Below are 14,070 nucleotides of genomic sequence, written 5' to 3' on the forward strand. Positions count from 1 at the left end.
GATTTACAATTCCTTTTCCGTCTTTCGTTTTCAATAAATCTTGAACATCAAAACTTGGTTCTCCAAAAAACTTTGTTGCTCCTTGTTGTTCTAATGCAACAATTTTACGCAAAATAGCTCCCAAAGAAGCTGGCGCAATTGTTCCATAATTTGAATTCAACTCCGATTTTCCTTCGTCAGAATCTGTCACATATTGCAAAACTCGTCGAATATCCTCCAAATCAATCAAAGGTAAATTACGATCTTGACAATATTTGAATATGATTGAAATAATACTTTCTTGTGTTTCATTCAGTTCTAAAATTTTACTGAATAAAATTGGTCCAAAATCACTTACTGTCGCACGAAGTCTTGCTCCTGGTTCATCAGAAATAGACAAAAATTCGACAGGAGAAGCTTGCGGATCAAAAGGCAAATTAAGGGCTTCCATTCTTTCTTGCGCATTTTTATCTTCCGAATTTGCTGCAGCCCCAATTCCTGATAAATCTCCTTTGATATCCATCAATAATGTTGGAACGCCTTTCAGAGAAAGTTGTTCAGCGATAATCTGCAAAGATTTTGTCTTCCCAGTTCCCGTTGCACCACCAATCAACCCGTGACGATTCATTGTTTTTAGCGCAACTGAAATTTCAGCTTCTTCTACAATTTCGCCATCTAATTTGGCTTTGCCTAAAATTATTTTATCGTTTTTATAAGAATAACGACTTTGTATCTCTTGAATAAAGCTTTCTTTCTGGTTCATTTTGATTGATTATTGAATAAATATAGAAAAAATTTATTCTGAAATTTTATATTTTACAGCTACTGGATAATGATCCGAGAATTTTTTTCGAATAACATGTGCCTCAATAGGTTTAAATAATTTAGAATGAAATAAATAATCAATTCTAATTGGAAATTTAAATCCATGAAAAGTTGTCGCATTTCCTTTTCCAACTTCTATATAAGAGTCGTGAAGATATTTTTTCAACTTCTCATATTCGTAAGAAACTGGAGTCGAATTAAGATCCGTTCCCAAAATAACTGGATGACGCGAAGATGTGATATATGGAATAATCGCTTCTAACTGTTTTTGATGTTTTTGCATTCCTTGCACCAATTTTAACTCAACTTTTCGACTCGAAATTTCGGCAGTTCGCGAATCATCAGACTGAATAATTTCTTTCACCATCGCTTTATCAATGTACATTGGCTCAAGATAAACATTAATCACACGAATCGTATCATTTCCCAAATCGATATCAGCATAAGCGGCAAGTCCATTCAATTCTTCATTATCATCAGGTGTTATTTTTTTTGTTTGAATAATAGGATATTTACTATAAATTGTCAATAAACCATAAAATTCTGAATAGTAATTTTTGAATTCTTTATTTTTTAGACTTTTCTGTTGACCTTCATACGCTTCTTGAAGCAGCATAATATCTGCCTTATTCTTAATTAAAAGTTCTTTTGTTCCTTCTTCTTTAAAACCATGTACATTATATGTCAATACAGATAAATCAGCTTTTTTATCTTTAACTTTATTGAATTGTACAATTGGATATGAAAGATAAATTGGGTAAAATAATCCGGCTGAAAGAACTAAAATTAACAAAAAGTGTCGCCAGCTAAACAGTAACCAATACAGTAAAAACATTGCTCCAAATGCAAATAATATTGGAAAACCAATCGAAATAAAGTTAAAATATGGAATTTCTGTAGGCGTAAAAATTTTATTTAAATAGACACAATAAGCCACTAACAAAAAAACGATATTAATTGTTAGTACTAAACGATTGAAATAATTTAGTTTAAACTTACTGATTATACTCATTTTACCTACCTTCTCTAAACAGAAAGTCTTTTTCTTCTTTGGACAAACTCTCGTAACCTGAACGAGAAATCTTATCTAAAATTACATCAATTTTCTTTTGTTTTTCAACTTTTTGATGATTAAAATCGTAATCATCTTTCGGAACATTTGATCGCGAAGAAGTTGAAGAAATATTTTTATATGTTTTGAAAGTTGATTTCTCTTTTTTCTTAAATAACTGCTCTATTTTGAAAATAAAGTTACCTAAAAAATCATTTCCTCTCTCAAATTGTTTCATATAAAGATAACCAAAAATAGCACCTCCCAAATGCGAAATACTTCCGCCTGCATTTTGATTAGCAATAATATTATACACATCGAATGCGATAAATACATAACCAACATACAACAATGGAAATGAAGTTGGAATCAACAACAAACGAACGGGCATTTTCGGATTATAAGAAATCATTGCAAAAAACACCGCATAAACCGCTGCCGAAGCACCAACTAATAAATGTGAATAATTGAATAAATTCTGAAACAATAAAAAGAAAATTCCACCAGCGATTCCTCCAAAAATATAGAATGTAACTAAATTTCGGTTCTGAAATTGTTGCAAAAACATTTGCCCAACGAAATACAACAAAACCATATTCATTATCAAATGAAAAAGATTGCCATGTAACCAAGAATATGTTAGGATTTGCCAAGGTCTTACAATCAAATCATCGAAAGATGACAAAGCAAACAAACCAGTTGTTGTAATCGTAGAATTTACTACCGTTCGAAGAACAAAATCAACAATTAACAATGTAAAAAACACCACAACGTTAACGTAAATTAATTTTGTTGCGCTATTTCCTGATGAATATTTTAATTTTAAATCGTCTAAGATATTATTTGCCATTTCTTAATTCCATCTATATAAATTCTTTTTCCAATGTCTTGTTAACAAGAAACCAATCAATCCACCTCCTAAATGCGCAAAATGTGCCACATTTCCGATGTTTTGATATCCCATATAAAACTCAATTAATACCATAATTGGAATAAAATATTTTGCTTTAATCGGAACAGGGAAAAAGATTAACATTAATTTTTCATCTGGATATAATACTGCGAATGCTAACAATAAACCATATATAGCTCCAGAAGCACCAACCATTGGTGTTACATAATTTGTCAAAAGTTCTGATGCAGCTTGGTTAGTTTGAATAATTGAATTGGTATGATACCCACCTTGCATATTCAATTTTGCAGCTTCATAAATTTGACTAAAACCTATTCCTTTCGCCTGAACTGCTTCTTTTAGCTGCTCTATTTGAAAGTAATTAACTGCATTAAACAATATAAAACCGCCTAAACCAGCTAACAAATAAAGCGTCAAGAATTTCTTTGGCCCAAAGGTTTGCTCTACAACAGAGCCAAACATCCACAACGCAAACATATTAAACAATATATGTGTAAAATCTGCATGCATAAACATATGCGTCAAAATTTGCCAAAATTTGAAGTTGGGGGACTCAGGATAAAAAGCACCTAAAATCACTCTCAAATCGATTTGCCTAGTCTGCATAAAAACAAAAGTCGCTAGAAAGAACAAACCGTTTATAATAAGTAAATTCTTTGTAATCGGTGGTATAGATTGTCTCATTCGTTTATTGTAATGTTTTTTTGATATCAGCCGTATTCATCTGCACAAAAATTGGGCGTCCGTATGGCGTATAATTCGGATTTGGTAGTCTTAACAATTCTTCAACCAAAGTTTGCATTTGTTCAGATTTTAATGAAACTCCTTTTTTAACAGCCGCATTTTTTGCTAAAATTTTTGCAAACGTATTTTCTAATTCAATTGATTCTTGGTATTCTAATTCCTCGATAAAATCCATAAAAACAGACACTACATCCTCTTGTTGCACATCAACAGGAATCGCATTAATCTGTATTGCTTCTTCATCCAACGAAATATCAAAACCAAAACTCAACAATTGATGCTCTACATTGATTAATTTCTGACGATCATTTGGCGAAAGTTCCAACTCAATCGGGAAAAGCATTTGTTGTACCAAAGCACTTCCATTATTTGAATGTATAAATTTTTCGAATAATATTTTTTGATGCGCGCGATGTTGATCGATGATTAACAATTCGCCACGATATTCAACAACCAAATATTGATTCATCCATTGAATTACTTCAAAACTATCATGAAAATCTTCAGATTCAAATAATTGATGCGCATGATTATTTTCGATTTCTAACTCAACAGCATCTTTATAAAAATCCATATTCGCACGAATATCAGACGGTTTCGGCGCTCTTGTTTGTTGATGCTCGAAAGGGTTAAAACTAGAATCAACCGTAATTTCTGGCATTTTAATTTCTGTATCTTCCGTCGCAGATGGAATAAATGCCCAGTTTGGATCTTGTTCAAAATCCAACGAAGGAATTACATTAAATTGTCCCAAAGCGTGTTTTACAGCAGCTCTAAGAATAGTAAAAATCAATGCTTCATCCTCAAATTTAATTTCTGTTTTAGTTGGATGAATGTTAATATCAATTTTTGACGGATCAATTTCTAAATACAAAAAATAAGAAGGACTATACCCCGTTGGCAACAAACTCTCAAAAGCATCTACGATTGCATTATGCAAATATCCACTACGAATAAAGCGATTATTCACAAAGAAAAATTGTTCGCCACGCGATTTTTTTGCAGCATCTGGTTTCCCCACAAAACCTTTCACTTTTACAATTTCTGTATCTTCTTCAACGGATATAATTTGCGAACTTAATTTCTTCCCAAAAATTTGAGCAATTCGTTGCTTCAAATTCCCAGATTTCAGATGATAAACCTCTGCATCATTGTGATGTAAAAAGAAACTAATGTTTTCGTGCGCCATCGAAACACGTTGAAACTCATCTTGAATATGACGAAATTCAACCTGATTTGATTTTAAAAAATTACGACGAGCAGGCACATTATAGAAAAGATTTTTGACCGAAATAGACGTTCCGACTGGACAAACAACAGGATCTTGGTTGCGAACTTCTCCGCCTTCAATCACCAATTGCGAACCAACCTCATCATCTTCTCGACGCGTTTTCGTTTCTACTTGCGCAACTGCAGCAATCGATGCCAAAGCCTCTCCACGAAAACCTTTTGTATGAATATTATAAATATCCTCTGTCTTTCTGATTTTTGAAGTCGCGTGACGTTCAAAAGCCATTCGAACATCTGTCACACTCATTCCCGAACCATTGTCAATCACTTGAATCAAGCTTCTTCCAGCATCTTTTACAATCACCTGAATAGAAGTTGCACCAGAATCCACCGCATTTTCAATCAATTCTTTTATGACAGAAGCTGGTCGTTGTACAACTTCTCCTGCGGCAATTTGATTGGCTACATGATCTGGCAGTAATTGAATAATATCGTTCATCTTTTCGTATAAATTGATTTAATTTTGACTAATTTTTTAATCAAACTTTACAAATATACAAACAAATCTCTCTTTTGACCTTATTCTCTATAAGTGAAACTTATCAACAATTGTTGAAGTCTTGAGATTAAAATTCTGAATAATAAATTCATAATTTTCAGCAATAAAAAAGGTAGACAAATGCCTACCTATTTTTTATTATTATTGGATTAATTAATTCTCTTTCATAACAGCTTTCATTTCATCAAATTCTTTATCAATCTCTTGATTCGGTTTTTGAGTCAATAAAGAAACGACATAAATTGCGATAACCGAAGAAATAAATCCTGGAATCATTTCATACCAATCTTTGTAATCATGATTTGCATAAACCCATGATAAGACAACAATTCCACCTGTTAACATTCCCGCTAAAGCTCCTTGCCAAGAAGTTTTTTTCCAAAAAAGTGAAAAAACAATAACTGGTCCAAATGCCGATCCAAATCCTGCCCAAGCGTTTCCAACTAGATTTAGAATAGAATCTTTTGGCGTTAAGGATAATAAAACTGCAATAACTGCCACAATCAAAACCGATAAACGACTTGCTGTTAATAACTGTTTTGATGTTGCTTTTTTGTTCAAAAATGCTTTGTAAATATCTTCTGTTAACGAACTTGATGTCACTAATAATTGTGAAGAAATAGTACTCATTACTGCTGCTAAAATTGCTGATAATAAGAAACCTCCAACCAATGGATGAAACAAAACACGTGAAAAGTAAATGAAAATGGTCTCAGCTTCTGTTTTAGAGCCATCAAATTTCAACATTGTTGTTTGATCAAATTTCATCATATATGCGATTCCCACTAAACCCACTAAAAGTGCTCCACCAACTGTAAAAATCATCCAAGTAATCCCAATATTTCTTGCTTTCGCTAAATCTTTAGGACTTCCAATTGCCATAAAACGTACCAAAATATGCGGTTGTCCACAATATCCCAAGCCCCAAGCCATCAACGACAAAATACTAACCGTTGTAGTTCCTTTGAATAAATCTAAATACTTATCACCTTTATCATTAATCAATGAAAATGTTTCTCCTACTCCACCAATCTCTGTAATAGCCACAATCGGAACAATAACCAAAGCCAAAACCATAATCGTTCCTTGCACGAAATCTGTTAAACTAACTGCTAAAAACCCTCCTAAGAAAGTATACAATACAACTACAAAACTTGTCATCCAAAGTCCAGTCATATAATCTAATCCAAAAGCAGATTCAAATAATTTCCCTCCAGAAACCATTCCAGCAGAAGTGTATAATGTAAAAAATACTAAGATTAATATTGATGAAACTATTCTTAATAATCGAGATTTATCTTTGAAACGATTTTCGAAAAATACTGGTAATGTAATCGAATTTTGAGCGATTTCTGTATAGATTCGTAATCGCGGTGCGACAAAAATATAGTTCAAAAAACATCCTGTTGTCAATCCAATTGCAATCCAAGCACTCGACAAACCTGTAAAATACATTGCTCCTGGAACGCCCATTAACAACCAACCACTCATATCAGCAGCACCAGCAGAAAGCGCCGTTACAGCCGCTCCCATTTTCCTTCCTCCAATCAAAAAATCTTCGGAATTACTTGTTGATTTTCGGTAAGAATAAATCCCGATTCCAATCATCAGAGCCATATATGCGCCAATAGAAATGTATTCGTAAATGTTCATGTGTTTTAATTTTTATCGAAAATATAATTTTTCATCCACAAAAATTGTACGAACTTTAAATTTCTAAACAAGAATCATGAATTTTCAACAAAATAATCTAAAATCAGCGACAAGTCCGTATTTGAAACAACACCAAAACAATCCTGTTTGGTGGCAAAGTTGGAGTGACGAAGTTTTGAATCATGCAAAAAAAGTCAACAAACCTTTGCTTATTTCAATTGGATATTCTGCTTGTCACTGGTGTCATGTGATGGAACATCAGTCTTTTGAAGACGATGAAGTTGCAAAAGTGATGAATGAGAATTTTGTTTGTATTAAAATTGATCGTGAAGAACGTCCTGATTTAGACGCTTTGTATATGAATGTCTCACAATTAATTCATCAATCTGGCGGTTGGCCACTCAATGTTTTTGCTTTACCTGATGGTCGCCCTTTTTATGGCGGAACTTATTTCCCGAAAGTTCAATGGATTGAATTATTAGAAAATATCAACCATTTATATCATCACAATCAAGCTAAAACAATGGAATATGTCAACTCTATTGCGGATGGTTTGAATAAAATGGAAACAATCGAATTGAAATCTGAAAAAACATTTTCGACTTCTAAAATTGATGAAACATTTGAATTTTGGCAACAACAATTTGATGATGAATGGGGAGGTTTTAATCGTGCACCAAAGTTTATGTTACCAAATGCCTGGGAAACCATTTTGCGATATGGTACACAAACAAAAAATGAAAATTGTTTGATTCAAACAAAAATAACATTGGATAGAATGGCTTTTGGTGGAATTTACGACCAACTAAAAGGTGGTTTTTCGCGCTATTCAGTTGATCCATATTGGAAAGTTCCTCATTTCGAAAAAATGCTTTACGATAATGGGCAATTACTTTCGCTTTATTCAAATGCATATAAAGTTTTTGGAGAAGAAGAATATAAAACAGTTGTAGAAGAAACAATTAATTGGTTGAAAGATGAAATGCTTTCGCCTGAAAGTGTTTTTTATGCTGCTATTGATGCTGATTCTGAAGGTGAAGAAGGAAAATATTATGTTTGGAAATCGGATGAATTGAAAACAATTTTGAAAAATGATTTTGACTTATTTCAGCAATATTACAATGTTAATGAATTTGGAGAATGGGAACATGGTAATAATATTTTAATGCGATTGACAGATGACGAAGATTTTGCTACGAAGCAGAACATTAAAACAACAGAACTTCAAACCAAAATTTCTCAATGGAAAAAAATTCTTAATCCAATTCGTGAACAGCGCATAAAACCTCATCGCGACGAAAAAGTTTTAACTTCTTGGAATGCTTTAACCATAAAAAGTTTGTGTGATGCATTTATCACTTTTGAAAATGATGAATATCTTGATTTAGCAAAAAATGCAACCAATTTTATTTTAGAAAATCAATGGAATGGTGAAATTTTGTTCAGAAATTATAAAGACAACCAAACTACAATTCCCGGATTTTTGGATGATTATGCCTTAATGATTGAAGCGTTAATTAAGCTTTATGAAGTCACTTCGGAGATGCATTATTTAGAAACTGCCCAAACATTAACGGAAGAAACTTTTAATCAATTTTATAATCACAAGAATAAAATGTTTGCATACAAATCGCATTATGACACACCTTTGGTTAATGAAACATTTGAGATTTATGACAATGTTATTTCATCATCAAATTCGGTAATGGCAAATAATTTATTTAAATTAGGAAAAATTCTCAATCAAGAAAAATACATTGAACAAGCAAAACAAATGTTAACCAATATCGAAGAAAAAATTCACGATTATCCAACTGGTTTTGCAAATTGGATTCAATTATATCTAAATTTCGCTTATTCGTTCAAAGAAATTGTAATCGTTGGCGAAAATGCATTAAAATTCTCGAAACAAATTCAACAATGTTATGTCCCAAATGCAATTTTTGTTGCTTCAAAAACCGAGAATTTAGAAATCACTCAAAACCGATTCATCAAAAATAAAACTTCCATTCATATTTGCGAAAATTACACTTGTCAATTACCCGTTTATTCGGTTAAAGAAGCTTATAAAAATATTTAGAAATTTAAAAAACCATGGAAAAAACACGTTGCGCTTGGGTAAATAAAGACCAAGATTACATCGATTATCACGATAACGAATGGGGAAAACCTGTAAAAGATGATAAAATTTTATTCGAATTTTTGATTCTCGAATCTTTTCAAGCAGGATTAAGTTGGTTCACAATTCTGAAAAAGAGAGAAAATTTTAGAAAAGCTTTTGCTGATTTTAATGTAGAGAAAGTAGCCAAATTTGATGAAGCTAAAATTGATGAATTAGTCCAAAATGAAGGTATTATTCGTCATCGAGGAAAAATTTCGGCAGCAATTAATAATGCAAAATTGTTTATAGAAATTCAAAAAGAATTTGGCTCCTTTTCCGATTTTATATGGAAATATATTGATTACAAACCGATTATAAATAACTGGAATTCTATAAAAGAAGTTCCTGCAACAACCGAAATTTCAGATCAAATTGCAAAAGATTTAAAAAAACGTGGCTTCAAATTCTTTGGTTCAACCACTATTTATGCACATATGCAGGCGACTGGAATGGTAAATGACCATACAACAGATTGTTTTTGTAAATAACAGCTCAATAAAATCATCTGAAATGTGCATCTTTGCGCAAACTTAGAAAAATGAAAATCGAACTAAAACATTGGATCATCCTAGGCGTTTTAGCGCTAACTTGGGGAAGCTCGTTTATTCTCATCAAGCAAGGATTGGTCGCATACACGCCATATCAAGTTGGAGCATTACGACTAACAATTGCAGGAGGAGTTTTGGCAATTTGGGGAATTCCAAGTCTATTTAAGATTCCGAAAAACAAATTAAAATACGTTGCATTGGCTGGTTTCTGCGGAAATTTCATTCCAATGTTTTTATTTCCAATGGCGCAAACACACGTTTCTAGTTCAACGGCTGGAATTTTAGATTCTTTAGTTCCATTATTTATTTTACTATTTGGAGCCTTATTTTTCAATATCAAAGGAACTAAAAATCAAGTTTTGGGAGCTATAATCGGATTTATTGGAGCTGTTTTATTAATTGGTGGCGATGGTTTTTCTGGCGAAAATAGTCTTTTACATTGTTTATTAATTGTATTAGCAACCGCGCTTTATGGAATGAATAGTTTAATCTTAACACGCTATCTAAACGACGTTCCATCATTTCAATTATCCTCGGCTCTATTCACAATTTGGTTATTACCTTCAATTTTCATTTTAATTATTTCAGGATTTTTTGATGTATTCGAAGGAACAGAACAACAATTAAAAAGTTTAGGTTTTGTTGCTATTTTAGGACTTTTAGGAACTGCTTTAGCGATGATACTATTCTACCGATTGATACAATCTACAGGTTCGATGTTTGCCTCAATGGTTACTTATTTAATGCCCGTAGTTTCTGTTTTTTGGGGATTTTTGGTTGGAGAAAAAATAATGTGGATCCATTTATTTGGATTCGGAATGATTTTATCAGGCGTTTATTTAACACAGAAAAAAGAAAAAAAAGTTGAAGTAATTTAGATTAAACATTACTTCAACAATAACTAAAAATCTCGTAAACCATTTGGTTTACGAGATTTTTTATTTTATATATTTTTTCAAATCTTTTGCTAATTCTTTTGTAAAAGCATCCGCACCTTTATAATTCATGTGCGTTGTGTTGTAAAAGTATTTTTGATTAAAACTAATCGAATCAGTCGAATAATCTAATAACAGAAGATGATGCTTTTGTAATGTTGTTTGATAACGATTAATCACTTCTTCCCTATTCAACATATAATCTTGACCTTTATAAAATTCGGGTGCAATTGTAAAAATTAACTGAATATTTTCTTGTTCACATTTTGCAATTAATTCTTCTAACAAAGCATAATCTGAAAAGTCAAAATCAGAGTTTTTCTTTTTCATTTTCCCCCAATCAACATTCCATTTTCGGTTATATGATTTGAAACCATCATCACGAAAAAGTCCGTCTTTATGCAGTTTTTCTTTCTTCGCCCTTGCAATTTGATCTTTCCAATACGTTTGATCTCTGTAACGATAAAGCGGCACAATAAAATCAACCAACTTTGTATCTTTATATTCTTTTAACGCCTCATACAATTTAAAATTCCACAACATAAATGGCGCATATTGATTTGGTTGAAAAACTTCATCAATGTGTGAAAACGAAAAAGTATCTAAATTCCAAACAACTATTTTCGGTTTTGGATTATGATTCAAATACAAATTGAAACGATACAATTGCATTTTAAATTTACTTCCGTTTAATCCAAAATTATGCGTTGTCAGTTTTAAATCTTGTTCTAAAATATTCGGATTAATTTGAATAAACGCTCTCGAAGAACCAAAAATAGCCAATTCAACATTCGTTTTTCCTTCTCTTATTTGATTCCATTCTTGCACTTCTCCGCTAAACAAAGCCATCTTTTTGAGTTGATTCGAATAATAAACATCAACCAAAACCAATGCAATGAAAGCTGAAAATAGCGTTATGAAAAAGTATTTTAGAAATTTCATTTTCTCAACATTTCGATATGCGGAATATCGTCTTCTAAATATTCTTCCGAAACTTGCTCGAAGCCAAACGAAGAATAAAATTCTTTCAAATAAGATTGAGCAGAAATTCGGATTGAAGACGTTTTAAATTGATTTTCAATTATTTGAACCGAATTTTTCATCAATTGTTTCCCTAATCCATAACGACGAAACTTTTGATTCGAAATTACACGACCAATTGAAGCTTCGTTTTCGTATGAAGTTCCTTTCGGAACAATTCGAGAATACGCTGCAACCTCATCGCCAATCGTTGCCCAAAGATGTCCACAAACCAAATCTTTATCATCGCAATCTTGGTAAATACAATTTTGTTCAATCACAAAAACTTCGTTACGCAATTGCACTATTTTATATAGCTCTTTCGATGTTAAATCGTCAAAAGATTTATAATGCCAAATAACCTTTTCCATCTATTAATCTAATTTTGAATATTTTGCAATAATATTTTCGAACATTTTTTGAGGTAAAATATTTTTCAAGATTACCGAAAATTTCTGCATCGATTTTCCAATATAATAATGTGGTTTCAAATTCTTCTGAGCCAAAATATTTTCAATAATCGGAATCAAATCTTCTGTTGGCGTACCATCTTGCACTTCGTGATCGATATCAGCAACCATTGCATCATATCTTTTTTGATAAAATTTTGACACAAAAGTTTTCACACGACCTTCTGCAATATTGGTTTTGATATCTCCAAAATTCAACGTAGCAATTTCTACTCCTGTGTGACGATTTTCCAAACGAGCCGATTCAATCAAACGATCAATCATCGCCTTCGAAGCCGAATAATATCCTCTAAAAGGCAAACCATTGTTACTCGCAATCGACGAAACATTCAGGATATAACCGTTTTTTTGCGCGCGCATTGTAGGCAAAACTTCTTGCATTGTATAAATTGGACCATAGACGTTAACCTCCAATAATTTCTCGATATCAGCTTTCGAAGCATCTTCCACAGCGCCTAACATTCCAATTCCGGCATTGTTAATCAACACATCAATTTGGTTATTCGTTTCCGAAAAAATCTGCTGAAAACTACGTTTTACATTTTCTTTATCCGAAACATCTGTCGCAATATGTTTAAATTTTTCTAGACCTTTAGCTGTTCTTGATAAACCATAAACTTGATGTCCTTTATCGTGAAAATAATTTGCCAAAGTCAATCCTACACCCGAAGAAGAGCCTGTAATTACAATAATTTTTGATTGCATGATTCGATTAATTTAAACACAAAACTACATAATATAAGACAAATATTGGTAGGTAAATAATTTTTTGAATGGTTACTAGAAGATTCTCTAAATTTGTGCGTTAATTATCAAAAGATTTCAATTGAATCCAAAAACTAAAAAATATATTATAACAGGAGTTAAATTAACGATTAGTATTGCGTTAATCTATTATATCTTCTTTGTTAAACTACATATTTTTGATATTTTCAGTCATTACAAAAATGCGAATTGGGCGTATATTTTTATTGCTGTTATCCTTTATGTACTTTCGCAAGCATTGTCTGTTTTTCGTTTAGACTATTATTTTCGGGACATCAATCTTGATTTATCATATAAATCAAATGCACGTTTGTATTTTTTAGGAATGTTTTACAATACCTTTGTTCCAGGTGGAATTGGTGGCGATGCATACAAAGTTTATGTGTTGAATAAAAACTATAAAATCAGTCTAAAAGAAATTTCGCAGGCGGTTTTTCTTGACAAAATTATTGGACTTTGCGCAATGTTGTTAATCATCATTTTTCTAATATTTTTCTCAAATTTGACAGATTACCCTTGGATACAATATGGTTCTTTAATCTTTTCATTGGTTGGTTTTGTAGCTGTTCCATTTATTTTAGGAATGATTTTCCCTATTCATAAACGCACATTTTATAACTCGATGATTTATTCGATTGTATTGCAATTGATACAAGTTGGTATGTTGTATTTTGTATTAGAAGGATTGAATATTCATCCAGAGAATTTCAGTATTTATTTATTGATTTTTTTAGTTTCAGGAATTTTATCGATTATCTCTTTTAGTGGATTTGGGATTAGAGAAGCTGTATTTATGTACGCTGCTCATCGATTCAATTTTGATGAAACTTTAGCAACAAGTGCGGCATTTATTTTCTCTATCATCACCATTTCTATCTCATTTATCGGAATCATTTACCTGTTTAAAGGGGTTAAAATTGAAGAGAAAAAGAAAAAGACGAATATTTCTTTTTAAAATCTGAAAAATTATTTCTTTGAAATGAAAAGAGTTAAGTCCTAACATTAAATTTTATTTAATTTTTTTCATTTTAACTATTTGGATTATTCAAAAACAGCCCTATATTTGCAATCCAATTACGAAGGTCTCTTAGCTCAGTTGGTTCAGAGCACCTGCCTTACAAGCAGGGGGTCACTGGTTCGAATCCAGTAGGGACCACATAAAGACATTAGAAAGTCTTTTAAATAAAATTCTAAATAGGTCTCTTAGCTCAGTTGGT

At 31.9% G+C, this 14,070-nt stretch carries 13 protein-coding genes and 1 tRNA gene; 5 read left to right on the top strand and 9 right to left on the bottom strand.

Annotated elements, in window-relative coordinates; translation table 11 throughout:
- From B2217_RS09000 to putP, 6 genes are all read right to left on the bottom strand, one after another.
- Positions 1-742, bottom strand: a 742-nt coding sequence (locus B2217_RS09000) for a helicase HerA-like domain-containing protein (RefSeq protein ID WP_291122364.1), incomplete at its 3' end; no start/stop codon positions are given.
- A 33-nt stretch (positions 743-775) separates the two neighbouring features.
- On the bottom strand, positions 776-1,816 hold the full coding sequence (locus B2217_RS09005; RefSeq protein ID WP_260509536.1) for an endonuclease/exonuclease/phosphatase family protein: 1,041 nt from the start codon (positions 1,814-1,816) through the stop codon (positions 776-778).
- Position 1,817: 1 nt separating this feature from the next.
- A complete protein-coding gene (locus tag B2217_RS09010; protein WP_221854224.1) occupies positions 1,818-2,705 on the bottom strand; it encodes a rhomboid family intramembrane serine protease in 888 nt (295 codons plus the stop codon).
- A 3-nt stretch (positions 2,706-2,708) separates the two neighbouring features.
- The gene (locus B2217_RS09015; protein WP_291047094.1) at positions 2,709-3,374 is read right to left on the bottom strand and encodes a rhomboid family intramembrane serine protease; all 666 of its coding nucleotides are present in this window, start codon (positions 3,372-3,374) and stop codon (positions 2,709-2,711) included.
- A gap of 82 nt (positions 3,375-3,456) precedes the next feature.
- Positions 3,457-5,241 (bottom strand): DNA mismatch repair endonuclease MutL, encoded by a 1,785-nt coding sequence (mutL, locus tag B2217_RS09020; protein WP_180905017.1) that lies wholly within the window; start codon positions 5,239-5,241, stop codon positions 3,457-3,459.
- Positions 5,242-5,454: 213 nt separating this feature from the next.
- Positions 5,455-6,954 (bottom strand): sodium/proline symporter PutP, encoded by a 1,500-nt coding sequence (gene putP, locus B2217_RS09025; protein WP_291122367.1) that lies wholly within the window; start codon positions 6,952-6,954, stop codon positions 5,455-5,457.
- A gap of 76 nt (positions 6,955-7,030) precedes the next feature.
- Between putP and B2217_RS09030 the strand changes: the two genes are divergently transcribed.
- From B2217_RS09030 to B2217_RS09040, 3 genes are read left to right on the top strand one after another with little or no spacing between them, the layout of a single operon-like run.
- Positions 7,031-9,034, top strand: a complete 2,004-nt coding sequence (locus tag B2217_RS09030) for a thioredoxin domain-containing protein (protein WP_291122369.1) — start codon at positions 7,031-7,033, stop codon at positions 9,032-9,034.
- A 14-nt stretch (positions 9,035-9,048) separates the two neighbouring features.
- Positions 9,049-9,603 carry a DNA-3-methyladenine glycosylase I gene (locus tag B2217_RS09035; RefSeq protein WP_115001522.1) on the top strand — a complete coding sequence of 185 codons (555 nt, stop codon included), beginning with the start codon at positions 9,049-9,051 and terminating at the stop codon, positions 9,601-9,603.
- Between the two features lie 50 nt (positions 9,604-9,653).
- Positions 9,654-10,541 carry a DMT family transporter gene (locus B2217_RS09040; protein WP_115001523.1) on the top strand — a complete coding sequence of 296 codons (888 nt, stop codon included), beginning with the start codon at positions 9,654-9,656 and terminating at the stop codon, positions 10,539-10,541.
- 60 nt (positions 10,542-10,601) lie between these two features.
- Here B2217_RS09040 and B2217_RS09045 read toward each other — a convergent pair whose 3' ends face one another.
- Genes B2217_RS09045 through B2217_RS09055 form a run of 3 tightly spaced genes read right to left on the bottom strand, consistent with a single transcriptional unit; the run spans position 10,602 to position 12,793 of the window.
- The gene (locus tag B2217_RS09045) at positions 10,602-11,540 is read right to left on the bottom strand and encodes a hypothetical protein (RefSeq protein WP_291074793.1); all 939 of its coding nucleotides are present in this window, start codon (positions 11,538-11,540) and stop codon (positions 10,602-10,604) included.
- Positions 11,537-11,989 carry a GNAT family N-acetyltransferase gene (locus B2217_RS09050; RefSeq protein ID WP_280051000.1) on the bottom strand — a complete coding sequence of 151 codons (453 nt, stop codon included), beginning with the start codon at positions 11,987-11,989 and terminating at the stop codon, positions 11,537-11,539. Before B2217_RS09050 ends, B2217_RS09045 begins: the two co-directional genes overlap by 4 nt.
- Positions 11,990-11,992: 3 nt before the next feature.
- Positions 11,993-12,793 carry an SDR family NAD(P)-dependent oxidoreductase gene (locus B2217_RS09055; RefSeq protein WP_115001526.1) on the bottom strand — a complete coding sequence of 267 codons (801 nt, stop codon included), beginning with the start codon at positions 12,791-12,793 and terminating at the stop codon, positions 11,993-11,995.
- 121 nt (positions 12,794-12,914) lie between these two features.
- Between B2217_RS09055 and B2217_RS09060 the strand changes: the two genes are divergently transcribed.
- Positions 12,915-13,808: a lysylphosphatidylglycerol synthase transmembrane domain-containing protein gene (locus B2217_RS09060; protein ID WP_291122384.1), complete on the top strand. Its 894-nt coding sequence runs from the start codon at positions 12,915-12,917 to the stop codon at positions 13,806-13,808.
- Positions 13,809-13,934: 126 nt separating this feature from the next.
- A tRNA-Val gene (locus B2217_RS09065) sits at positions 13,935-14,009 on the top strand.
- Positions 14,010-14,070 lie beyond the last annotated feature (61 nt).

The organism is Empedobacter sp. UBA7620, from assembly GCF_002484185.1.
Taxonomy (GTDB): domain Bacteria; phylum Bacteroidota; class Bacteroidia; order Flavobacteriales; family Weeksellaceae; genus Empedobacter; species Empedobacter falsenii_C.

Bases quoted from the DNA above. Each gene is read 5' to 3' on its own strand.
- B2217_RS09005 (WP_260509536.1), bottom strand. From the start codon at position 1,816: ATGAGTATAATCAGTAAGTTTAAACTAAATTATTTCAATCGTTTAGTA.
- B2217_RS09030 (WP_291122369.1), top strand. From the start codon at position 7,031: ATGAATTTTCAACAAAATAATCTAAAATCAGCGACAAGTCCGTATTTG.
- B2217_RS09040 (WP_115001523.1), top strand. From the start codon at position 9,654: ATGAAAATCGAACTAAAACATTGGATCATCCTAGGCGTTTTAGCGCTA.
- B2217_RS09045 (WP_291074793.1), bottom strand. From the start codon at position 11,540: ATGAAATTTCTAAAATACTTTTTCATAACGCTATTTTCAGCTTTCATT.
- putP (WP_291122367.1), bottom strand. From the start codon at position 6,954: ATGAACATTTACGAATACATTTCTATTGGCGCATATATGGCTCTGATG.
- B2217_RS09055 (WP_115001526.1), bottom strand. From the start codon at position 12,793: ATGCAATCAAAAATTATTGTAATTACAGGCTCTTCTTCGGGTGTAGGA.
- mutL (WP_180905017.1), bottom strand. From the start codon at position 5,241: ATGAACGATATTATTCAATTACTGCCAGATCATGTAGCCAATCAAATT.
- B2217_RS09050 (WP_280051000.1), bottom strand. From the start codon at position 11,989: ATGGAAAAGGTTATTTGGCATTATAAATCTTTTGACGATTTAACATCG.
- B2217_RS09015 (WP_291047094.1), bottom strand. From the start codon at position 3,374: ATGCAGACTAGGCAAATCGATTTGAGAGTGATTTTAGGTGCTTTTTAT.
- B2217_RS09035 (WP_115001522.1), top strand. From the start codon at position 9,049: ATGGAAAAAACACGTTGCGCTTGGGTAAATAAAGACCAAGATTACATC.
- B2217_RS09010 (WP_221854224.1), bottom strand. From the start codon at position 2,705: ATGGCAAATAATATCTTAGACGATTTAAAATTAAAATATTCATCAGGA.